The organism is Gemmatimonas groenlandica (assembly GCF_013004105.1).
Classification (GTDB): Bacteria; Gemmatimonadota; Gemmatimonadetes; order Gemmatimonadales; family Gemmatimonadaceae; genus Gemmatimonas; species Gemmatimonas groenlandica.
The window spans coordinates 5,149,030-5,169,346 of the sequence record NZ_CP053085.1 but is presented as its reverse complement, the minus strand read 5'-3'; the positions used below and the strand labels follow the sequence as shown (position 1 = coordinate 5,169,346).

The 20,317-nt window shown below is 65.6% G+C and carries 19 protein-coding genes; 8 read left to right on the top strand and 11 right to left on the bottom strand.

The features are described from left to right. The first annotated feature begins 98 nt into the window (after positions 1-98). Positions 99-2,411, top strand: coding sequence for a 3-hydroxyacyl-CoA dehydrogenase/enoyl-CoA hydratase family protein (locus tag HKW67_RS22200; protein WP_171227481.1), 2,313 nt, complete (start codon positions 99-101; stop codon positions 2,409-2,411). A gap of 22 nt (positions 2,412-2,433) precedes the next feature. Next, positions 2,434-3,600 carry a thiolase family protein gene (locus HKW67_RS22195; RefSeq protein WP_171227480.1) on the top strand — a complete coding sequence of 389 codons (1,167 nt, stop codon included), beginning with the start codon at positions 2,434-2,436 and terminating at the stop codon, positions 3,598-3,600. A 147-nt stretch (positions 3,601-3,747) separates the two neighbouring features. Here the strand turns inward: HKW67_RS22195 and HKW67_RS22190 are convergent, their stop codons facing one another. The 7 genes from HKW67_RS22190 to HKW67_RS22160 all read right to left on the bottom strand — a co-directional run bounded on the left by HKW67_RS22190 (position 3,748) and on the right by HKW67_RS22160 (position 10,924). Further along, positions 3,748-4,842: a phosphotransferase family protein gene (locus HKW67_RS22190; RefSeq protein WP_171227479.1), complete on the bottom strand. Its 1,095-nt coding sequence runs from the start codon at positions 4,840-4,842 to the stop codon at positions 3,748-3,750. Continuing rightward, complete coding sequence (locus HKW67_RS22185) at positions 4,843-6,069, bottom strand: acyl-CoA dehydrogenase family protein (RefSeq protein WP_206044540.1); 1,227 nt, start codon at positions 6,067-6,069, stop codon at positions 4,843-4,845. Then, entirely contained in the window at positions 6,066-6,860 is a 795-nt protein-coding gene (locus tag HKW67_RS22180; protein WP_171227478.1) for an SDR family NAD(P)-dependent oxidoreductase, read from the bottom strand. Before HKW67_RS22180 ends, HKW67_RS22185 begins: the two co-directional genes overlap by 4 nt. A gap of 34 nt (positions 6,861-6,894) precedes the next feature. Then, positions 6,895-8,325 carry a bifunctional metallophosphatase/5'-nucleotidase gene (locus HKW67_RS22175; RefSeq protein ID WP_230981194.1) on the bottom strand — a complete coding sequence of 477 codons (1,431 nt, stop codon included), beginning with the start codon at positions 8,323-8,325 and terminating at the stop codon, positions 6,895-6,897. Between the two features lie 158 nt (positions 8,326-8,483). After that, positions 8,484-9,179 carry a dienelactone hydrolase family protein gene (locus tag HKW67_RS22170; protein WP_171227476.1) on the bottom strand — a complete coding sequence of 232 codons (696 nt, stop codon included), beginning with the start codon at positions 9,177-9,179 and terminating at the stop codon, positions 8,484-8,486. Between the two features lie 38 nt (positions 9,180-9,217). After that, a complete protein-coding gene (locus tag HKW67_RS22165; RefSeq protein ID WP_171227475.1) occupies positions 9,218-10,453 on the bottom strand; it encodes a 4-hydroxy-3-methylbut-2-enyl diphosphate reductase in 1,236 nt (411 codons plus the stop codon). A gap of 9 nt (positions 10,454-10,462) precedes the next feature. After that, entirely contained in the window at positions 10,463-10,924 is a 462-nt protein-coding gene (locus HKW67_RS22160) for an acyl-CoA thioesterase (RefSeq protein ID WP_171227474.1), read from the bottom strand. A gap of 64 nt (positions 10,925-10,988) precedes the next feature. On the opposite strand from HKW67_RS22160, the gene HKW67_RS22155 reads away from it, so the two are divergent. Then, positions 10,989-11,909 (top strand): universal stress protein, encoded by a 921-nt coding sequence (locus tag HKW67_RS22155; RefSeq protein WP_171227473.1) that lies wholly within the window; start codon positions 10,989-10,991, stop codon positions 11,907-11,909. Here the strand turns inward: HKW67_RS22155 and yjjX are convergent. Beyond that, the gene (gene yjjX, locus HKW67_RS22150; RefSeq protein ID WP_171227472.1) at positions 11,906-12,478 is read right to left on the bottom strand and encodes an inosine/xanthosine triphosphatase; all 573 of its coding nucleotides are present in this window, start codon (positions 12,476-12,478) and stop codon (positions 11,906-11,908) included. The genes HKW67_RS22155 and yjjX overlap by 4 nt on opposite strands. Before the next feature lie 96 nt (positions 12,479-12,574). Here yjjX and HKW67_RS22365 point away from each other — a divergent pair, with 96 nt between their 5' ends. Continuing rightward, complete coding sequence (locus tag HKW67_RS22365) at positions 12,575-13,228, top strand: CGNR zinc finger domain-containing protein (protein ID WP_206044539.1); 654 nt, start codon at positions 12,575-12,577, stop codon at positions 13,226-13,228. 19 nt (positions 13,229-13,247) lie between these two features. Beyond that, positions 13,248-13,916 carry a hypothetical protein gene (locus HKW67_RS22140; RefSeq protein WP_171227471.1) on the top strand — a complete coding sequence of 223 codons (669 nt, stop codon included), beginning with the start codon at positions 13,248-13,250 and terminating at the stop codon, positions 13,914-13,916. Between the two features lie 30 nt (positions 13,917-13,946). Here HKW67_RS22140 and HKW67_RS22135 read toward each other — a convergent pair whose 3' ends face one another. Together HKW67_RS22135 and HKW67_RS22130 are read right to left on the bottom strand one after the other, a co-directional pair. Further along, positions 13,947-14,630: a sigma-70 family RNA polymerase sigma factor gene (locus HKW67_RS22135; RefSeq protein WP_171227470.1), complete on the bottom strand. Its 684-nt coding sequence runs from the start codon at positions 14,628-14,630 to the stop codon at positions 13,947-13,949. Positions 14,631-14,682: 52 nt separating this feature from the next. Then, entirely contained in the window at positions 14,683-15,360 is a 678-nt protein-coding gene (locus HKW67_RS22130) for a TetR/AcrR family transcriptional regulator (RefSeq protein ID WP_171227469.1), read from the bottom strand. Between the two features lie 147 nt (positions 15,361-15,507). Here HKW67_RS22130 and HKW67_RS22125 point away from each other — a divergent pair, with 147 nt between their 5' ends. Then, positions 15,508-16,065 (top strand): GNAT family N-acetyltransferase, encoded by a 558-nt coding sequence (locus HKW67_RS22125; RefSeq protein ID WP_206044538.1) that lies wholly within the window; start codon positions 15,508-15,510, stop codon positions 16,063-16,065. A 32-nt stretch (positions 16,066-16,097) separates the two neighbouring features. Here the strand turns inward: HKW67_RS22125 and HKW67_RS22120 are convergent, their stop codons facing one another. Further along, positions 16,098-18,803 carry a DEAD/DEAH box helicase gene (locus HKW67_RS22120; RefSeq protein ID WP_171227467.1) on the bottom strand — a complete coding sequence of 902 codons (2,706 nt, stop codon included), beginning with the start codon at positions 18,801-18,803 and terminating at the stop codon, positions 16,098-16,100. A gap of 66 nt (positions 18,804-18,869) precedes the next feature. Here HKW67_RS22120 and HKW67_RS22115 point away from each other — a divergent pair, with 66 nt between their 5' ends. After that, positions 18,870-19,454 (top strand): DNA-3-methyladenine glycosylase I, encoded by a 585-nt coding sequence (locus HKW67_RS22115; protein ID WP_171227466.1) that lies wholly within the window; start codon positions 18,870-18,872, stop codon positions 19,452-19,454. Continuing rightward, positions 19,454-20,308, top strand: a complete 855-nt coding sequence (locus HKW67_RS22110; protein ID WP_171227465.1) for a hypothetical protein — start codon at positions 19,454-19,456, stop codon at positions 20,306-20,308. The genes HKW67_RS22115 and HKW67_RS22110 overlap by 1 nt, the downstream gene beginning before the upstream one ends. The last annotated feature ends 9 nt before the right edge of the window (positions 20,309-20,317 follow it).

The window sequence follows — 20,317 nt, the reverse complement described above, 5'->3', positions numbered from 1 at the left end:
TCGAACATGACGCCAGCGTCGTGTTTTTCGTCCCGGCCCCTTCCGCCCGACCGATCCACGGCGGAATTTGTGAAGGTCCCTTACGGAGAGAGTTCCGAATGCGCATGACGACTGTCGGCGTGGTGGGCGCCGGGGCCATGGGGAGCGGCATTGCCGCCCTCGCGGCTTCGGCGGGCTGCCGTGTCGTGTTGCTCGATATCCCCGGCGATAGCGATCCCAAGTCGCCGAACCGCAGTGCGCCCGCGAAGAACGGGTTGCAGAAGGCGATCAAGTCCAAGCCCGCGTCGTTCATGGAGGCGGCGGCCGCGGCCCGCGTGCGCACCGGGAACACAGAGGATCACTTGCAGCTCCTCGCCGAGTGCGACTGGATCTGTGAAGCGATCGTCGAACTCGCCGAGCCGAAGCAGCAGTTGTTCGCGCGCATCGAAGCGCTCATGAAGCCCACCGCGATCATCTCATCGAACACCTCCGGCATTCCGATGTCGGTGCTGCTCGAAGGTCGCGGCGAGAAGTTCAGGCGTCGCTTCCTCGGCACGCACTTTTTCAATCCGCCGCGGTACATGCACCTGCTCGAGATCATCCCGACACCGGAGACGGATCCGGCGGTGATCGGGGCCACGCGCGAATTCGCCGAGCGCACGCTGGGCAAGGGCATCGTGATCGCGAAGGACGTGCCCGGCTTTGTCGCCAATCGACTCGGCGTCTACGGCATGGTCGGCACCATGCGGCGCATGGAACAGCACGGGCTCACCATCGACGAAGTCGACGGGCTGACCGGGTCGCTCATTGGACGCGCTCGCACCGCCACGTTCCGCACCGGCGATCTCTCGGGCCTCGATGTGCTTGCGCACGTCACGAAGGGCATCGGCGGGGCCACCGGCGAAGATTTCGCGCTCCCCTCGTGGATGCTCGACGAACTCGTGGCCAAAGGAAAACTCGGCGACAAGACGGGAGGCGGCTTCTACGCGAAAACCAAGGAAGGCACGCAGACGTTCGACTGGAAGTCCAAGAGCTACCTGCCGCAACAGCGTCTCGAAGGCGGGGAGATCGGGCAGGCGATCCGCATGCCGATCGCACAACGATTGCCGGCCGCCGTGGCGATGAGCGGCGCGCAGGGTGCGTTCCTGCGCGACCATCTCGCCGACGCCGCACACTACACGCTCACGCTGGCCGCCGAACTGGCGTACGACATCGTCGCGATCGATCGTGCGATGGAGTGGGGATACGGCTGGGAGGCCGGCCCCTTCCAGATCATGGACGCCCTCGGCATCGACTGGCTGCGTGGCGAGTTCCGCGCGCAAGGCAAGAGCATTCCGCCGCTACTGGAGATGGCCAAAGGATCGTTCTACAAGGACGGGGAGTTTCTCACCTTCGACGGTACCTACGAGCCCATTCCCGGCATCCCCGGACGGCTCGCGCTCGCCAGTCTCGCGAAGAGTGGTCGCGTACTCGACGACAATGGTCTCTCGCGTCTGATCGACCTTGGCGACGGGGTGGCGTGCTTCGAGTTCCGCTCCAAGATGAACAGTCTCGGCGAAGGCGTACTCAAGGGACTCGAGAGTGCGCTCAGCAAAGTCGAGAAGCTCGGCTTCAACGGCATGGTGATCGGCAACGAAGACGCCCGCGCGTTCAGCGTCGGCGCCGATCTGTCGCTGGTGTCATTTGCCGTCTCGGCCGGGGCGTGGGATGACATCGCCCTCTCCTGCAAGGCGTTCCAGGACAGTGTGATGTCGATTCGTCGTGCGCCATTCCCGGTGGTCGTCGCACCGGCCGGCATGACGCTGGGCGGCGGCTCGGAGTTCACGCTGCACGCCGATGCGGTGCAGGCGCACGCCGAGACCTACATGGGGCTCGTCGAGGCCGGTGTTGGCCTGCTGCCGGGCGGCGGCGGTACGAAGGAGCTGCTCATGCGCTTCACCGCCGAACTGCAGAACTACGAAGAGGTCGATCTGTTCGCCGCCGTGAAGCGCGCGTTCAAGTTGATCGCCTTCGCCACCACCACGACGTCGGCGTACGAAGCCAAAGCGTTGGGCTTCCTGCGCGACAGCGATCGCATCAGCATGAATCGCGATCATCAGCTGGCCGATGCAAAAGCGCGCGTGCTCGACCTCGCGCGCGGCTATCTCCCTCCGATCGAGCGCACCGTTCGCGCACTCGGCCGAGAAGGCCTCGGCAATCTCGAATACGCCCTGTGGGCGGCGAAGGAAGCCGGTCAGGCGTCGGCGCACGACGTCCGCGTGGGCCGCGCGATCGCCTACGTGCTGTGTGGCGGCGACGGCACGCCGCGCGACGTCACCGAGCAGGACCTGCTCGACCTCGAGCGCGAACAGTTCCTCAGCCTCCTCGGCACCAAGGAGACGCAGGAGCGCATCGCGTACACCCTCAAGACCGGCAAGCCGCTGCGCAATTGAGCGCGCGGCAGGAGAGATAGAGATGACCGAGGTCGTAATCGTCAGCGCCGCCCGCAGCGCGGTCGCGCGCGGAAAGGCGGATGGTGCGCTCGCCGGCGTGCATCCGGTGGACTTGTCGTCTGCCGTGATGAAGGCGGCAATCGATCGCGCGGGTATCGACCCCGCGATCATCGAAGACGTGCAGTGGGGCTGCGCAATGCCCGAGGCCTCGCAAGGGCTCAATCACGCGCGCCTGGCGTGGCTACGCGGCGGCTTCCCCGTGGAGACGTCCGCAGCCACGGTGAATCGCTTCTGTTCGTCGGGGTTGCAGTCGGTGGCCTACGCGTCGCAGGCGATCATCGCCGGTCAGGGTGATGCCGTGATGGCCGGCGGTATAGAGATGATGTCGCAGGTGCCGATGTCCGGCTACAACGCGCGACTCTCACCGGCGATCACCGAGAGCTACATCGGCATGGGCTTCACCGCCGAACGCGTGGCGAAGCGCTGGGAGATCTCGCGTGCGGCGCAGGATCAGTTCGCATTCGAGAGTCAGCAGAAAGCCGTGTCGGCCATTCAGCGCGGCGCCTTCGCCGAGCAGATCGTTCCGATCCACACGCAGCGCTTCACCTGGACGGGCGCCGCGAAGAGCGTCACCGACGTGGTGTTCGATACCGACGAATGTCCGCGCGCAGAAACCACGCTCGAAGGATTGGCCAAACTGCGCCCGGCATTCTCACCCACGGGCACGGTGACGGCGGGTAACGCCAGTCCGTATTCCGACGGTGCGGCCGCCGTGCTGGTGATGAGCGCCGCCAAAGCCAAGGAGCTCGGGCTCACCCCGCTCGCGCGATTCGTGAGCTTCGCGGTGGGTGGCGTCGATCCAGACATCATGGGCGTCGGCCCGATCAAGGCCGTGCCGAAAGCGCTCGCGCGCGCCGGACTCACCTTGGCCGACCTCAAGCTCATCGAGTTCAACGAGGCCTTCTCGGCGCAGGCATTGGCCGTGATCAAGGAGCTCGGGATGGACACGAGCATCATCAACGTGAACGGCGGCGCCATCGCGCTGGGACATCCCCTCGGCGCCACCGGTGCCAAGCTCACGACGCAGTTGGTGCATGAACTCAGGAACCGCGGCGGTGGCTACGGCATGGTGACGATGTGTATCGGCGGCGGGATGGGCGCCGCCGGCATCTTCGAGGTCTACGCGTAGTAGAACCCAGAACACAAAACGCAGAACCCATTACCCCAAGCCCACAGCCCACAGCCCACAGCGCGTTTGTAACGGCGCGCTGTAGGCTGTAGGCTGTTGGCTTGACGTGATGGGTATTGCGTATTGGGTGGTGGGTGACAGCGCGCGTTAAAGGCGTCCCGTTTCGGCCGCCTGCTTCGCCGCAACCCCCAGTGCCTGCACGACCTGCCCCAACACCGCAAAGCGTGGGTCGCTCGTCAGCCCTTGCACATGCCGCGCATAGATCTGCTGCGCGATGATGGCAACCTTGAACAGCCCGAACGCATAGTAGAACGGCGCATCACTCACATCGATGCCACGGTGCGCACCGTACGCCTGCACCAGTTCGGCGCGGGTCATGTTACCCGGCAAGGCGGTGATGCCGAGTCCGAGCGCACGGAAGATCGGCGCGTCGCCGGCTTCGACCCAATAGGCGAGGCTGGTCCCCAGATCCATGAGTGGATCTCCGATGGTCGCCATCTCCCAGTCGAGAACGGCGTGCACTCGTGACAGATTCGGCTCGAGCACGAGATTGTCGAGCTTGAAGTCGTTGTGAACCAGCGTCGTGGCGCGATCCGGTGGACGATGCCCGTCGAGCCACGCGGCGGCCCAATCGAGCGCGGGCACGTCGTCGGTGCGTGACGCGAGCCATCGCTTCGTCCATCCCTGCACCTGCCGCTGCACGTAGCCCTCCGGCCGCCCCAGCGACACGAGCGGCTCCGTCGAGACGTCGACCGCATGCAACTGCGCGAGCGTCTGCACGAACGTGTGCGAGAGTGCAGCGAGCTTGACCGGCATGGCCGCCGCATTCTCGGTCAGCGACTCTGGAAGCTCGCCACGAAGGATCACGCCGTCGACATGCTCCATGAGATAGAACGGTGCCCCGATCACCGTCACGTCATCGCATCGGGCCAGCGTCTTCGGCACCGGAACAGCTGTGGCGTGCAGCGCGGTCAGGATGCCGTGCTCCCGACTCATATCGTGCGCAATACCCGCTTTCACGCCACGCGGTGGCCGACGCAGCACCAGCGCGCGCCGGCCGTGCTCGTGCTCCATCGTGACCAGATACGTGAGATTCGAAAACCCCGCGGGAAACTGCCTGATGTTCAGGCGAGCGCCCGCCGGCACCGTGTCCGGGGCTGCCGTTGCGAGCCACGCCAGCAGCGCCTCGGCATCAATCTCTTCGCCCTCGCGCAGCGCGATCGTTCCATCAGTCACGGGCATTTACTCACGAGGCGTGCGCGGTGGGAGATACGGCTTGAGCGCGCGACGGGCGATCACCGTGCGATGCACTTCATCGGCACCGTCGTAAATGCGCGCTGCGCGCTCATGGCGGTACCACCACGCCAAGGGGGTGTCATCAGTCATGCCCAGCGCGCCGTGCGCTTGAATGGCGCGATCGAGCACGCGCTGCAGCGTGTTCGCCACGAACACCTTGATGTACGCGATCTCTTCGCGCGCCGCTTCCTGCCCGTGGTGCGCCATACGCGTGGCCGCATCCATCACCATCAATCGCGCCGCATGAATCTCGATGCGCGAATCAGCGATCCAGAATTGCACCTGCTGCTTGTTCGCCAATACGTCGCCCGGTGCCAGCTCACGTTCCACGGCACGGCGACACATCAGGTCGAACGCGCGCTCGCAGATGCCGATCCACCGCATGCAGTGATGGATACGCCCCGGCCCGAGCCGCTCCTGCGCCAAAGCGAAACCATGCCCCTGCAAGCCGAGGACATTGGTGACCGGCACGCGTACGCCGTCGAAACGCACCTCGGCGTGGCTCGCCCAGCCGCCGCCGCTCTCGCCCATCACGGCGATGTTGCGTACCAGCGTGTATCCGGGCGTTGGCAGCGGCACCAGAATCTGACTGGCGCGAAAATGCTTGCGCGCTTCATCGGGATCGGTCACCGCCATCACGACCGCGAACGACGCGCCATCGGCGCTGCTCGTGAACCACTTGTGTCCCGTGATGACGAATTCGTTGCCCTCGCGTACGGCGCGCGTGGACATCATCACCGGATTCGACCCGGCGTGCTCCGGCTCCGTCATCGCGAAACAGCTGCGGATCTCACCGCGCGTCAGCGGCTCGAGAAACTGCGCTTTCTGGTCGTCGGTGCCGAATTGCAGCAACAGTTCCATGTTGCCCACATCCGGCGCCTGACAATTGCAGACGTAGTGCCCGAACGGCGTCCACCCAAGCACTTCGCTCAGTCGCGCATAGGCGTCGAGCGGAAGATCGCGGCCGCCGTGCGATGCCGGCAGGAATGGCGCCCATAGTCCAAGCGCGCGTGCCTGTTCGCGGAGCTGCGCCAACACGGGCTCGTTCTGTGCCCACGCACCGTGTAGCAGCTGCGATTCGACTGGTACGAGGACCTCGCGCACGAACGTGCGGGCGGTCGCCAGCAGCGCCTCGAGTTCGGCAGCACTCGGTGCCGATTCCTTGTGCATCATGTGAGATATCCGCCGTCCACCATGTACACACCGCCCGTGCAATACGATGACGCATCCGATGCGAGAAAGAGCGCGAGTCCGGCCACATCGTCAGGCTCGCCGATACGGCGAATAGGCTGATGGCCGAGGACCTGATTCGAGATGTCCTTGTCCTGCCACAATGCCTGCGAAAAGCGGGTCTTGATGAGCCCGGGACAGATCACGTTGGCGCGAATGCCGTCGGCGCCCCACTCCTGCGCCATCACCTTGGTGAGTGACACGAGCGCGGCTTTGCTCACACTGTACAGACCGAGCCCCGCCTCCGGTGAGACGCCACCGATGCTCGCCACATTCACGATCGCGCCACCACCGCGCTGGGCCATGATCGTGTGCGCCGTGCGACACAGCTCGAGCGGTCCCTTGAGATTCACCGAGAAAATCTTGTCGAAGGCATCGTCGGTGGCCTGCTGAAGCGGACCGAAAATCGGGTTGGTCGCGGCATTGTTTACGATGATGTCGATGCCGTCGAAGTGCTCCACCGTGCGTGCCGCGAGTTCGTGGGCATCAGCCGCCTTCCCCATGTTCGCCGGAATGCCGACGACCTCGAGTCCTTCGCTGCGCAGCGCCTTCACGACCGCGTCGACATGCTCCGGCTTGCGGCTGGAAATCGCGACCTTCGCCCCGGCACGCGCCAGCGTGGTGGCGATCGCCAACCCGATGCCGCGTGTGCCACCGGTCACGATCGCGACCTTCTCGTCGAGACGGAGACGCGCGATCGCGTCGGCAGTGCGCGGGGTAATGGGCTCGTGCATGGCAATATGCCTGGTGGAGGGAGGGACGCGGTGACTATCGCCGATCGAGGCGTGTCACGCGGCCGATCGGCGGCGGGATGATTCGGCCGTTCATGCGTTCGAGATGTTGCAGCACCAGATCGGCGGCACGCGGACGCGAAGTGGGGGCAGCTTCGAGCGCGCGACAGGCCTCGGCCGCCTCGGGAATGTGATAGCCGTCGCCGCTGCGACAAGCCGGATACGTCACGATCGACACCTGCAGTGTGTCCGTCGCGCCGATCGAACGACCATCATCGCGCGTGAGCGCCCCGACAACCCGACCGCCCGAGGGCAGCGTTGCGTCGAAGCGGAATCGCACGCCACTCAGCTGCAGATACGGGCCGTTGCTCAGTCCACCGCGCCCCACACTCACTTCGAGCAGGTCGCGAAGTCGTGATCCGCTCAGCGGGAACGTCACGACGCGCGTTTCGTCGGCGAACAGAAACACCCCCTCGATCATGTGCCGGGTGATCGCGCCGGCGGGCATGATGTCGTCGAAGCGCAGCGCACCGGAGTTGATCAGCGCGACGTCTGCCTTCGTGCCGACACGCATCGCGTCGGCAATCATGTTGCCGAACGGACTCTCACGCTTCGATATCGAGTCGATCGCATTGATCGGCTCCGGAGCGAACCCGAGCACGCGATCGGGACCGATGCGGCGAGTGAGGGTGTCGCGCCACCGCTGAACCGCCGCCGCCGTGGCGGGGTCATCACGCATCCCCGGGCCAATATCGAACCGCTGGTCGGACACGCGCCACGGCGTCGCGCCATCCCGCGTGAACGTGACCAGAATCGCCGTGCGTGAGTTGGACACCGCTTTCACCAGCAGGCGCCCATCGCGCTCCGCCCGGCGCCCGTTGTGATCGTGGCCGCCCAGAATCGCGGTAATGCGCGGCTCGTTCTCGAGCGTCGCCTCATCTTCCAGCATGAAGCGGTGCGTCAGCGCGACGACCAGCTCCGATCCCTGTTGCAGCAGCGTATCGACGCTGGCCGTGGTGGCACTGTCCGGATTCCGGCACGACACGTACGGCGCGTAATCGCGCACCACCGTCGTACCGAGAATGCCGACTTTCACGCCCCCCAACCGTAGCGTATCCCAGCCGCGTACGCCGGGAAACGGCGCGCCGTTCGCCTCGCCGCAGTTCGCCGAGAGCCAGCGGAACTGCGACTCGTGCAGGCGCGCCACGAGCGTCGAGCGCGAACCATCGAACTCGTGATTGCCCAACGTCGCGAGGTCGAGCCGCGCTGCATTGAACCCATCCACCATCTGCGCGCCGCCATACCACTTGCCGAGCACACTGGGGCTGAGCACATCGCCGGCCAGCACGAACAGCACCCTATCGCCGTTCGCGCGTTCGATCGAGTCTCGCAACCCTGCCACGCGGGCCAGTCCACCCCGGCCGTCCCGGAGGGTGTCGATGACGTACACATCGTTCACCAGCAGCATGCGCACGGTCTGGCGTGCAGCGCGTGTTGCGCTTCGAGGTGTCGGCCCTCCGGTCCCGGACGATGGCGCACGACACCCCGCGCTCCACACCGCAAGCAAGAGCACCGAGGCCAGCAGCACGCGATGTGCACTACCACGCGTGAGCCGCAGGCCTGACATTACGCCAGCGACTGCTGCAGGAACTCGATCGTGCGGTCCCACGCCAGACTCGCCGCGTCCGGGTTGTGCGCCACCGCCCGCGTGTCGTTGAAGAAGGCGTGACCCGCATCGTAGAAATACGTCTCGGCGCGAACCCCCGTGGCCGCGACCTCGGCCATCAACGCCTCCGCACGTTCACGCGGGATCGACGTGTCATGTTCGCCGAAATGTGCTTGCACCGGCGCGCGGAGCGCCGAAAGATCCACCGGCACCTTCGGATTGAAGATGCCGTAGAAGTCGACGACCGCGTCGATGACGTCGGGGTGCGCCGTAGCGGCGTAGAGCGCCAACTGGCCTCCCATGCAGAAACCGATGGCGCCGACCTTGTTCGGAGAGACCGTATCGAGGCCGCGCAGATACTCCGCGGCGCCACGCAACGCGCCCGCCGTGTGCGGCATGTCGAGCGCCATCAGCAAACGCTGCGCGTTATCAGGCGTCGTCGCCTGCTCGCCGCGATAAAGATCCGGGGCCAGCGCCACGAAGCCGGCCGCGGCAAAGCGGTCGGCCAGCTCCTTGATGTGATCCACCAGCCCCCACCACTCCTGCAGCACCAGCAGCCCGGGGCCATGGCCCGAAGGCGGCAGCGACAGATACCCGGCAGCCGTGCCATCGTCGGTGCCTCCCGTCGCGCGAAACTCCACCATCGTACCGTTCATGGGCGGCGATCTCCAATGCAGTGAACCGTGTATGGTGCTCAGAGGCTCGTATCGACGCGTTCGCCACGAATAGCGAAGACTCGCGCCACCGCCTGTCCAATCTTGTTGTTCGGCGTGCTGGCACCAGCGGTGATGCCGACCCGCAACGGACCCGAGGTCGGCAGCCAGTTCGCAATCTCGTCCTCGTGATGATGCGGACCCACCCGACGCACGCGCACCGCATTCGCCTCGACATCGATTTCGTCGGGATCGGCGATGTGGTACGTCGGCACCTGCTCACCGCACAGCGCCGCCAGCGAGATCGTATTGCTGGAGTTGTAGCCGCCCACCACCACCATCAGATCGAGCGGCTCGGCCAGCAGTTCCACCACCGCATCCTGCCGGTCCTGCGTGGCGCTGCAGATCGTGTCGAAGGTGCGAAAGTGCTCAGAGCGATGGACATCACCGTACGCCCGTGCCATCGCGTCGCCCACCGCCGCACCGATCGCCAGCGATTCACGCGCCAGCATCGTGGTTTGATTCGCCACGCCGATACGATCGAGATGCAGATCGGGATCGAAGTGATCCGAGGCGGCCTTCGCGAACTTCTCGAGGAAGTCGGCGCGCGACAGCGGCGGGCGCGGTGTCGGCTTGCCGGCCTTGGCCTCGATGTAGTCCATCACCAGCTCGGCTTCCACCATGTCACGCACCACGATGTACTGCCCGCCCCGATACTTCTCTACCTGCGACGCCGTCGCGCGCGTCTCTTCGTGATAGAACTTGCCGTGAATCAGCGACGTGAACCCGTCGCGCGCATACACTTCGACGCGCTTCCACACGTTGAGCACCGATCCGCAGGTCGTATCGACCACGACGCACCCGAGTTCGCGCAGCGTCTGGAAATCCTGAATCGTGACACCGAACGCGGGCAGGATCACCACATCGGCCGGTTCCACGGGCGCGTAGTCGAAGCCCTTGCCGCTGGCCGATAGAAACACCACGCCCATCTCGCGCAACTTCGCGTTGACGTGCGGATTGTGGATGATCTCGCCCGCCAGAAAGATGCGTTTGCCCGGAAATTTCCGCCGCGTCTGGTACGCATAGTCGACCGCGCGCTCCACGCCGTAACAGAATCCGAATTCCTTGGCGAGTCGCACGGTGGTCTGTCCCGCGTGCAGCGTGTAGTCCTGCGCGCGAAGCATGTCCACCAGCTGACCGGTGTAGTCGGCCGCGAGGGTGTCTTGCACCTCGGCCTTCAGGCCGAAGCCTTTGCGTACGTACGTCATATCTGACATACCCTCAATCTAGCGCGTTTCGGGCGCGCCGGCCCGGGCATCCTCGACCGACATCACGTACGGCGCGAGCGATTCGCGGGCGATCTGCGGCAGCGGGCGCTTGGCGAATCCCTCCACCGTGACACACACCACCACCATCGTGGCGGCCGCGATGAGGGTATGGCGCGTGGCGTGACGGACGTCCACCTGCATCGTGAGCGAGGTGTCGCCCATGCGCGACACATACGTCACGAGCGCGAGCTCATCGTCGATGCGAGCCGGCGCGTAATAGTCGATTTCGAGTCGCCGCCGCGGCATCCAGATCCGCGGATTGTCGAATAGCGTCGAGTAAGGCAACCCCGCGGCGCGCAGCAGTTCCTGCTCTGCCACCTCCACGAGTCGCGTGAACGCGCTGAACCGCATGATCGAGACGAGATCCACATCCGCCCAGCGGACGCGCTCGTGCGTGACAAAGGGACGCGATGCCGTCATGTGATCCGGTGCAGAACGGTGACGAGTTGTCGGGAGATCCCCTCTGGCAGGAACGCCCCCAGGCGTGCAACGTCTTGCAATGTACAAGACCATTCTCGTGCCGTTTGACGGCTCGGTGCTGAGTGCCCGTGCCCTGCCCATTGCCGTGGCGCTTGCCCGCCGAACTGGCGCGAGCCTGCAGCTGGCGATGGTGCATGATCCAAGCGCGTACATTCCCTTCGTGCCCGGAGAAGTGGCCATTCCCGTGTACGATGCGGAGCTGGTCAGCGAACACCGGAAGCAGGATCAGGTCGCGCTCGACGCCGCGCTGGCTGAACTCGCCGCGCAGGGCATCACCGCCACGGGCGTGTTGCTCGAGGGTACGATCGTCGAAGCGCTCGTGGAGCACGCCCAGTCGTCGGGGGTGGATCTGACCGTGATGACCTCGCACGGGCGCAGCGGCTTCGAGCGCTTGCGCCTGGGCAGCGTGGCGACGGCCTACCTCACCCGCGCCACGGCCCCGGTTTATCTGGTGCGCGGCTCCGGCAGCGATGCGCCGCCGGAACTGCCCGCCGGCACCCTGCTCTGCACGCTCGACGGCTCTCCGTTCGCCGAAGCCATCCTGCCGCACGCGAAGACGTTTGCCGAAGCAGCCGGGCTCACGATGGCGCTGCTCTCGGTCGCCGTGCCGCATGCGATGCCGATGGCTCCCTTCGGCGCCGAAGCGCTGCTTGTCGACGAAGGTGCGGTCGCGCTCGAAGAGACAGGACGCCGTGAGTACCTCACACGCCAGGCCGGCGATTGTCCGGCCGGCACCGCCGTCCACATCGTCACCGACATGAGTATTTCGCGTGCCATTATTGACGAAGCGCGGCGTACGTCGGCGGGTGCGCTCGCCATGGCCACACACGGACGTGGCGGACTCAAGCGAATGATGCTCGGCAGCGTAGCGGACGAAGTCATGCGCCACACCCACACACCGGTATTGGTGTACCGGCCGTCCTAATCGAGGTCGCGCTCCGCGGGCGCTTCCGCGGGCGCGAAGAACGCGGGCGCCAGCCAGGGCGCCAACGCGTAAGCCACCATCGGCTCATACGCCCCTTGTCGGTCGATTAGTCCGGCCGTCAGGATGCCCACCGCGCCGCGGCCATGCTTGGTGCCGACGACGTTGGCAATTGCGTCCATCGCGTGACCCAGCTCCTCGCCGGCGCGTATGCGAGCGGCCACCAGATCCGGCAGCGGCATCGACAGCGAGCCGCCCAACCCCTCGACACCCTCGCGATCGACCACCACGGCCCAGGCGCAACTTCGCATGCGGCCGTCCGCGAGCTCGACCACACCGCCCTCGAGCCCAACCGCAAGCTCGGCGCCGGTCAGCTGAAGCGCGGCAATCGCTCGATTGCGGGCGCCCCGTTGCGTTTCCTCGTCGCCCATCGGCTGGTCGGGCACGCCGCTCGCGACGTCAACCGCGAACAACTCCACGGCCGGCTGGACGCGCTCCAGGACGGCGCGCACCGCCGCCAGCTTGACCGGGTTGCGCGAACCAACCGCAACACGCGCGAAGGGAAAGTTCATATTCACTCGGATCGAAGCAGAAAAGGCTCGAGGTTGGTTCGAAACGCTTGCTCGCAGCCACGTATACAAGTAACCTAGCTCTTCTGACTCCACGATATGCCCGTCTCCCTCTCCGACGCGCGACGGGCCGACTCGCGCGATCGTCCACCCGGACCCGTGCCCCCTCGCACGAGACTCTGGCTCGACTTCGTCAACACCGATGCCGCCGCGCAATCGCCCGGGGGCGATTTGTTGCGGGACTTCGAGTCGCTCCTGAGCTGGTTCAAGGAGCACGGCGCGGTCGACGACGAGCGAGCGGCGGGGATTCGCCGGCGTGCGGTGCTGCAGCCGGCCGCCGCCGCAGCGACGCTCGTCGACGCACGTCGGGTGCGCGCGGCGCTTCGAGTGCTGGCGGAAAAGGGAAACCTCACCGATCGGGTGCGCGACGATGCCGTCCTGGAGATCAACCGGGTACTCGGACGCAGCGCAGGAACGCGTCGGCTCGACGCGCGCGCCGAGGGCGGGTATGCACGCGCCTTCGTCCCCACGGGAGATGCGTTCGCCGGTCTGATGATCCCGATCGTCGAGTCCGCGGCGGACTCGCTGGTGGAAGGGGAACTGGCACGAGTGCGCCGCTGCGCCGATCCGCGCTGCCATCGCGTGTTTCTCGACGGGACGAAGAACGGACTGCGTCGCTGGTGCGACATGGGGACCTGCGGCAATCGCGCCAAGGCCGCCCGTCATCGGGCGCGCACGGTCACGCGTCCTTGAGCGAGTCCCCCCGCCGCGCATGACGACGCCGCGCACCCCCGCCCGCGCAGTCGACGCCGTCCCGCGACCCGAGTCCGATCCGGACCTGACGCTGGAGCGTGGCTTCGTCGCGTCGTTGCGGTGGCTGGTCTCCGAAGGCGACGCGCGTGGCGTCCGTCGAATCGCGGTCGAGTTGCGCGCGCTGCGCGAGGCGCTGGCCGCGCTCGACGAAACCCGCGCGGCACGCGATGACTTCGAACGACGGGCGCACGAACTCGACAAGGAGCTCCAGGCCGCCCTCGCGGTGCTTGGCCCAGGTACCGCGATCAACGGCAACGGATCGTTGGTGCAGCGCTTGGCGCGTCTGCGTGAACGCCTCGCCGAGGATACGGCGTCGCGTCGTCAGCTCACGCTCGAGCGCGATGCGTGGCGCGCCATGTGTACGTTGCTGACGCAAACCCGCGCCCGCGTACACGAGCTGCTCGAGGACGCCGAGCGCGAGCGCGATGCGCTTACGGGGGCGCTCGATGTCATGAAGGCGCGGGTGATGGAACTCAGTGCACTGCACGACGATGCCGCACGCGACTCGGCCGCCAGTCGTGCTGAACTGGCGGCCGTTCGAGAAAAGTTGCGTCGGTGGAGCGGGACCGTGGAGCGCGCACTGCACGAACTCGCAGGCGCCGCCGGCTCACTCGCCCGCGACGCCTGATCGGGCTGGCCTGTCTGCTATCGCGCCTGTTTACGCGCCGACGACCGACGTCACATTGGGCGTGACGACCGCGCGCACGACCGACTCTTTCAAGTAGCCCATCTCGACCGCGTAGTTGGCGAGCTTACGCTGGAGCAGACGGCGCCCGCGGAACAACCGAGACTTCACCGTGCCTTCGGGCACACCGAGCGCGTTCGCAATCTCGGCATACCGCAGCCCCTGCAGATCACTCAACACCACGGCGGCGCGATACTCTTCGGGAAGCGAGCGGATAGCGCGCGTGATCTCGTCGTCGAGAAACGAGTCGTAGAATCGTCCCTCCGGATCGGCCTCGCCGACGGCCTCGAACAGCGCCCACCCCTCGGTGTCTTCCGGCTGCTGCACTTCGCGCGCATCGATACGACGCTTCCGGCTCACGAACACGTGGTACAGAATCGTGAACAGCCAGGCGCGGATGTTGGTGCCGAGATGATACTGCTCCCACCGCTCGAGGGCGCGCAGCAGCGTGTCGGACACCAGATCCTCGGCGTCATCGCGCGAGCGTGCCAGTTTCAGCGCGAAGGAGTACAGCGCATCGAGATGCACCAGCGCCTCGCGCTCGAACTGCGCACGACGTGCCGCGCGATCACCGCCCCGATCCGACGCGTCGGTCGCGTCGGTCGCGTCGGTCGCGTCGCGCGGAACGGTCGCCAGCAACACTGCCTCGTTGTCCATGCTCACCATGATCCTGCTCTCCATGAGTCTGCGCCGCGCGCAGCAGTCGCCGTCATCCTGCCATTGAGGGAACGGACATGTTCCCCGCAATGCCGTGCTGTGAGGATCCTGCGTACTCGAGATGCCGGCTCACCTGAATGGCCGCGTTGTCGCGCACGTGCATCGCGATGAACCGTTTCAGATCCTCGGCAATGCCCTCGAGCACCGAGAGATCGCGTTTCACTCGCGTCATCAACACGGCCCCTTCCAGGGCGGCAATGATGAAACGGGACAACCGCACCGCGTCCACGTCGTCCTGCAGCTGCGGACGCGCTTCCCACAGCAGCGAGCGGATCTGACTGGCCCAGCGTTCAAAGACGGCCTCGATCCGGACTCGAAAGCCCTCGTGGGCGTCGGCAAGTTCGGCCGCCAGGTTGCCGAACGGCGAACCACGGCGACCACCACTTTCCGACTGCAGGGCCACGACGGCGTCGATGAACAGGTTCAGCCGTTCGAGCGGGTCGATCATCGGCTCGCGAAGAATGGCGAGACCGCGTTCGGCAAATCGCTCGAACTGTCGGTTCAACACCTCATAGCCGAGTTCTTCTTTCGACTTGAAGTAGTGATAGAAGTGGCTCTTGCCACTGAGTTTCGCGCCTTTGATGACGTCGTCGACCGAGGTCGAGGTGAACCCTCGCTCGGAGATCAACGTCGCGGCTGCGTCCAGGATTTGTGTTCGGCGGTCTGACATCGTGAAGGGAAATTAGGACCGTACGGTCCAATGCGCAAGCCCTGCCAATAATCCCACGATAAGCTCCTTCTTGACAAACACTTACGACAACATCGATTTTTCACCATGAGCGAAAAAGGCCACATGGAATCCGAAAAACTAGGACCGATGAGTCCGACCGGTGCACCCTCCGGGCAGTCGGCGCAAACCCGCGAGGTGACGCGGACCTATCTGGAGATGTCCGCTCCTCAGCAATTGGTGCTTGGGCATCCTCCCGCTGTGTATGCCACGCTCGATCGGATAGACCCCTGTTCCGTCGAGACCTGGCGCGCGCTCTATCGGCAGATCGGCGAACCGTGGCACTGGCACGACCGCGACGCGTGGGACCAAGGCGCATTGGCCGCGCATCTCGCGCGCCCGGAGATTCAGATCTATCGCGTGACGGCAGAGCTCGGTCAGGATTGGACTGAGGCGGCTGGCTTCCTCGAGCTCGAACGGCACACCGATGGGTCGGTAGAGATCGCCTACATCGGTCTCGATCAGCGCGTACTGGGCCGTCGACTCGGCGGGTGGCTCGTCGCCGAGGCCGTCAAAACGGCGTTCGCGTGGGGCGCCGTGCGCGTCTGGCTCCACACCTGTACGCTCGACGCGCCGGCGGCGCTACCGAATTATCTCGCTCGCGGATTTTTGATCACGGGGGTCGAGACCTACCAGACGACGGTTTAGGCGCAGGAAGACGCTTGACTGACGACCTGCGGTCAGCGCCGCCGCCGCCCCTTCCCCGGGTGACGGTGGCCACCGGGTCCGTTCTTGCCGCCGCCGCGTTCACCACCGCGTTCACCACCGCGTTCACCACCGCGAGCGCCTCCGCGATCGCCTCCGCGGCCGCGGTCGTGGCCTTTCCGCTCGACTTTCTGCTCTGTGGTACGGGTGCGCTCATCGTCGGTGAAAGGCAGGTCGAGCTTGTGCTGGAGGTCGTCGAGCGTGTCGGCACGCACTGACCCACGCTGACCACGCGGCACCACGAAGCGCACCGGACGATCGAGGGACGGCACCTCCTCCTGAACCATCGTGCGCGCCAGCTTCTCCGGTACGCGCAGCCTCACCACCGGCACCAGCCGTCCGTCGTGCTCCTCGACGTCGTAATCCATCGGCACCGTACGATCGCGAATCTCGACCGCACCCGGCATCGCGCGTGCTTCGGCCACCTGTTCGTGGCTGACGAAATCCCGCCGATCGATCAACATCGGCGTGTTCCGAATCGTCTCCCAGTTCGTGGCCGCACCCATCTGCTGCTCGTACCACGCGGTCAGCTCCGCCTGCCCGAGACGCGGCGTGATCCCGCCAAGGCGTCGCCACACTTCGCGGATTTCCTCGACCACCGGCTGATTGCGACGCGCGGACGCATGCCGCAATTCATTGCGCGCCGCCGCTTCGGCCAGAAGGTGCCGCGCCGCCTGCGCATGCTCCGGCGGAAATTCGTCGAGACCTTCACTCTCGCGCGCCAGTTCGAATCCGAAGTAGGTGAGCCGTCGGCGCAACAACACCGGCGACTGCTTCCGATCGGGATCGAGGGCCAACTCCGGCAAATGACGCTGCGCGTACTGCTTGATCAGTTCGATCGACAGCTGCGTGCCTTCGATGCTGGCCCGCGGCACACCGAAGCGATCGGCGAAGTAGCGCAGCGGGCCTGCCACGGCACCCCAGCTGCCGCACACGCTCGTTTTCGACACGCGCGCCTCGTGCCCCTCTGGTGTCTGCTCCTCGATCACCAGATCGAACGGCATGAAGCGCGCGAGCAGATCGCCGAAGCGTCGCTGTACGTCAGGACGCACCAGCGGCAACGTGGTCGGCAACGGCATGCCTACCGAGCGGTATACGCTGGCCATCGCAAGCGCCGCATCTTCCAGCGACTTCACGAGCACCCCGCGCTGCTCGGCCCACTGCGCGATCCGCTCGGCGTCGAACATGTGCCGCGACAGCCCGTACACTTCCCCGATGTAACCGGCCGCACGGAAGCCGTCGGCGTAGACGTTGTACGCCGTGAGATGATCACTGCCGCGCACCACCAACCCTTCTAGATCGCGCCCTTCGCGCGTCATGCGATGCAGCGAGTCGATGCCGCTCATCACCGCCAGCATCGGCAGCAGTTCGTCATCGCCGTTCACGATGAGCTCTCCCCATGCTCGATCCACCGGCAACGCTTCCACGGCCTTGCCGTACGTGGTCAGCCGTCCGTTCTCGATCAGTCCTCGCGACTCGAGATGCGCAATCGCCTTGCGGTACGCCACGCGATCGAGCGGTACCGGCAGGTCGAGGGCGTCCGCCTGGACGCCAAGGTCGGCGCAGGTGAGCGCCACGCGCTCGGAGTCTCCCGCCAACTGAAAGTCGGGCGCCGTGGGCTTGAGCGACTCGAAGCGGATATCGCGATCGCTCAGAATGTACACACGGCCATTCTCAACGCGGCCATGCACGCGTCCGGCCATCTGCAGGATCTCATTCGATCCCAGGTGCACGCGCGTGAGCACGTTGCGTCCGCGGTCGATCACGTTGGTGAAGCGCGTGTCGTCGATGATCACGGTGTCGAGCCCCGGCACATTCAACGCGCTCTGACCGGCCGCCGTCATCGCGAGGAAGAACGGCTTCGGCACCACGCCCTCGAGAAACGGACGGATGACACGAATCGGTTCGCCGCCGTGATAGTGCGCGGCCGTAATGCGTGGATAGCGCAGGCGAACCCACTCCGCCGCCTCTTCGACCGACGCGCGGGTGGGCAGGAAGATCGCCACGCCCCGCTCCGAGCGGGACACCTTCTGCAGGAACTTGTCGTCGAGAAAATTCAGCGGCTGCTTCCGTTCCACTTCGACCTTGGCGGCCTTCGTGGCATCGAATGCCGAGACCTGCAACACATCCGCGCTCTCGAGATAGCGCGAGTAGAACGTGGGGTCGACTGTCGCCGACAACCAGATGAATCGACATCCCACGCGCTTGCCGAGCGCGAGACACAGCTCGAGCTCCGCACTGGTCTGGTGGATCTCGTCGACCACCAGCGTGTCGGTGGGCTGGATATCGCCGTCCTGAAACCACCGGCGCGCGATGCCGGTCGTGATGACCACCACATTCCACGACGGCGTTTCCGGTGTCGCTTCCCGTTCGCGATTCACGACGCCTGCTTTCAGCTCGGTCGTACCAAGAATCGTTTCAGCGATGGGACGAATCGCCAGTGTCTTACCCGTGCCCGTGCCCGCAACAATGCCAAAGCCTTGGCCGCTCGACGCGAGGCGTCGCAGGTCGTCCCCTCGCGTGCGTTCGAGAAAGGTGTCGAGGTGCAGGCCGACTGCGAGCTCGATCGTCTCACAGGCCGCACGCGTCGGCGCGATGACGATGACGCGCCCGGTCGGCGGCTTCGCCGCGACAAAGGCGTCGCGGTCGGGGGGTAGGTAACGATCACGTGGAGTGCGCACCTGTGAAATCTACTGCACTTTCCGGTTTCGTTGGATCATTCAAGGGCGCGCCACTAAATTCCACAGATGAGCATTCCGGTTCGTTGTACCTGGCCTGTCAAACCGCTCGACGTGGCATATCACGATGACGAGTGGGGTGTACCGGTACACGACGATCGCACGCTGTTCGAGTTCATCACACTCGAAGGCGCTCAGGCAGGTTTGAGCTGGTCGACGGTGCTCGCCAAACGCGAGCACTACCGCGAGGCCTTTGCGCAGTGGGACGTTGATGCGATCGCGGCATTCGGACCGGACCGGGTCGACACGCTGATGCAGAACGCCGGGCTCGTTCGGCATCGCCAGAAGCTCGTGAGCACGGTGGGCAATGCGCGTGCCTTTCTGGGCGTGCAAGAGGCCTTCGGATCGTTCGACGCGTACCTCTGGCGCTTCGTCGATGGCACGCCGGTCGATCATCGACTGACGGCGTCGAGCCAGATCCCAACGCAGAGTGCCATCTCCGATGCAATTTCCAAAGATCTGAAGGCGCGCGGCTTCCGATTCGTGGGCACCACCATCTGCTATGCGTACATGCAGGCCGTCGGGCTGGTGAACGATCATCTGGTCTCGTGCTTCCGGCACGACGAGGTCGCCCGCGACCGGACCTCCCGCTGATGTGGCGCGACGGACTGTTCCGGTCGGGCGTTCCCACGATGATCGCCGGGATCTGCTTCCTCGCCCTCGCATACGTGGGCATGGTGCGTCGCGAACGGCTGGCCGTGTATTGGGCGAGTGCCTGGGCGCTGCTCGTGGCGCGCTATGTGTGGAGCAGTGTGTGGGGCATTCCGTATCCGACGCCGTGGATCGGAAGTGTGGCGGCGATGATGCGCGTGGGGTTCGCCATGACGATTCTGGCCGGCACCTTTGCATTGCGCGGCGATCGTTTCCGCGTGTGGCTCATTCCGGTCGTGGCCATCGGCGTAGCGCTCGGCACGGAGCTGCTTGGCTCCATGATGCGCTCGGGCGATCAGAATCGACTGAACCTCGGCGTGATGCTGTTTCTTCTGCTGATCGCGGCATGGCGACTGGCCACGGCGAACCCGTTGCCGCGCTTCGAGCGCGCCGCGGCGTCGATCGCGCTCGCCGTGTACGGGCTGGCGTCGTTCACGGCATCGCAGCTCCCCGACGGCGGCGCGGCGCTGGGACGGGTGACGATGCTGGCGTGGGCGTCGCAGCTGCTGGTCGGCCTGAGCATTCTCGCCACCTTCTTCCGGCTCTCGTACGACGCCGAACTGGCCGCGCGGCGCACCGTCGAGCAGCGGCTCACGCAGGCCCTCAGCGGCTTCGTACACATCTGCATGCATTGCAAAGCCGTACGCGACCAACCGGAGGCCCAGTGGCAGAAGCTCGAGACGTTCGTGGCCGAACGCACACAGGCCGTGCTTTCGCACGGCCTGTGTGACGAGTGTGCCGAATCGTATTTCCCCGACGAGACCAGCGGTCGCTCAGCGGCAGTCGCCGGCGCGTAAGCGCTCGGC

What these genes read in the sequence shown, in the direction of transcription:
- HKW67_RS22165 (WP_171227475.1), bottom strand. Translation starts at nt 10,453, where the DNA reads ATGTCAGATATGACGTACGTACGCAAAGGCTTCGGCCTGAAGGCCGAG.
- HKW67_RS22110 (WP_171227465.1), top strand. Translation starts at nt 19,454, where the DNA reads ATGTGGCGCGACGGACTGTTCCGGTCGGGCGTTCCCACGATGATCGCC.
- HKW67_RS22195 (WP_171227480.1), top strand. Translation starts at nt 2,434, where the DNA reads ATGACCGAGGTCGTAATCGTCAGCGCCGCCCGCAGCGCGGTCGCGCGC.
- HKW67_RS22140 (WP_171227471.1), top strand. Translation starts at nt 13,248, where the DNA reads ATGACGACGCCGCGCACCCCCGCCCGCGCAGTCGACGCCGTCCCGCGA.
- HKW67_RS22125 (WP_206044538.1), top strand. Translation starts at nt 15,508, where the DNA reads ATGAGTCCGACCGGTGCACCCTCCGGGCAGTCGGCGCAAACCCGCGAG.
- HKW67_RS22130 (WP_171227469.1), bottom strand. Translation starts at nt 15,360, where the DNA reads ATGTCAGACCGCCGAACACAAATCCTGGACGCAGCCGCGACGTTGATC.
- yjjX (WP_171227472.1), bottom strand. Translation starts at nt 12,478, where the DNA reads ATGAACTTTCCCTTCGCGCGTGTTGCGGTTGGTTCGCGCAACCCGGTC.
- HKW67_RS22190 (WP_171227479.1), bottom strand. Translation starts at nt 4,842, where the DNA reads ATGCCCGTGACTGATGGAACGATCGCGCTGCGCGAGGGCGAAGAGATT.
- HKW67_RS22115 (WP_171227466.1), top strand. Translation starts at nt 18,870, where the DNA reads ATGAGCATTCCGGTTCGTTGTACCTGGCCTGTCAAACCGCTCGACGTG.
- HKW67_RS22170 (WP_171227476.1), bottom strand. Translation starts at nt 9,179, where the DNA reads ATGAACGGTACGATGGTGGAGTTTCGCGCGACGGGAGGCACCGACGAT.
- HKW67_RS22135 (WP_171227470.1), bottom strand. Translation starts at nt 14,630, where the DNA reads ATGGACAACGAGGCAGTGTTGCTGGCGACCGTTCCGCGCGACGCGACC.
- HKW67_RS22180 (WP_171227478.1), bottom strand. Translation starts at nt 6,860, where the DNA reads ATGCACGAGCCCATTACCCCGCGCACTGCCGACGCGATCGCGCGTCTC.
- HKW67_RS22365 (WP_206044539.1), top strand. Translation starts at nt 12,575, where the DNA reads ATGCCCGTCTCCCTCTCCGACGCGCGACGGGCCGACTCGCGCGATCGT.
- HKW67_RS22160 (WP_171227474.1), bottom strand. Translation starts at nt 10,924, where the DNA reads ATGACGGCATCGCGTCCCTTTGTCACGCACGAGCGCGTCCGCTGGGCG.
- HKW67_RS22185 (WP_206044540.1), bottom strand. Translation starts at nt 6,069, where the DNA reads ATGATGCACAAGGAATCGGCACCGAGTGCTGCCGAACTCGAGGCGCTG.
- HKW67_RS22175 (WP_230981194.1), bottom strand. Translation starts at nt 8,325, where the DNA reads ATGCTGCTGGTGAACGATGTGTACGTCATCGACACCCTCCGGGACGGC.
- HKW67_RS22200 (WP_171227481.1), top strand. Translation starts at nt 99, where the DNA reads ATGCGCATGACGACTGTCGGCGTGGTGGGCGCCGGGGCCATGGGGAGC.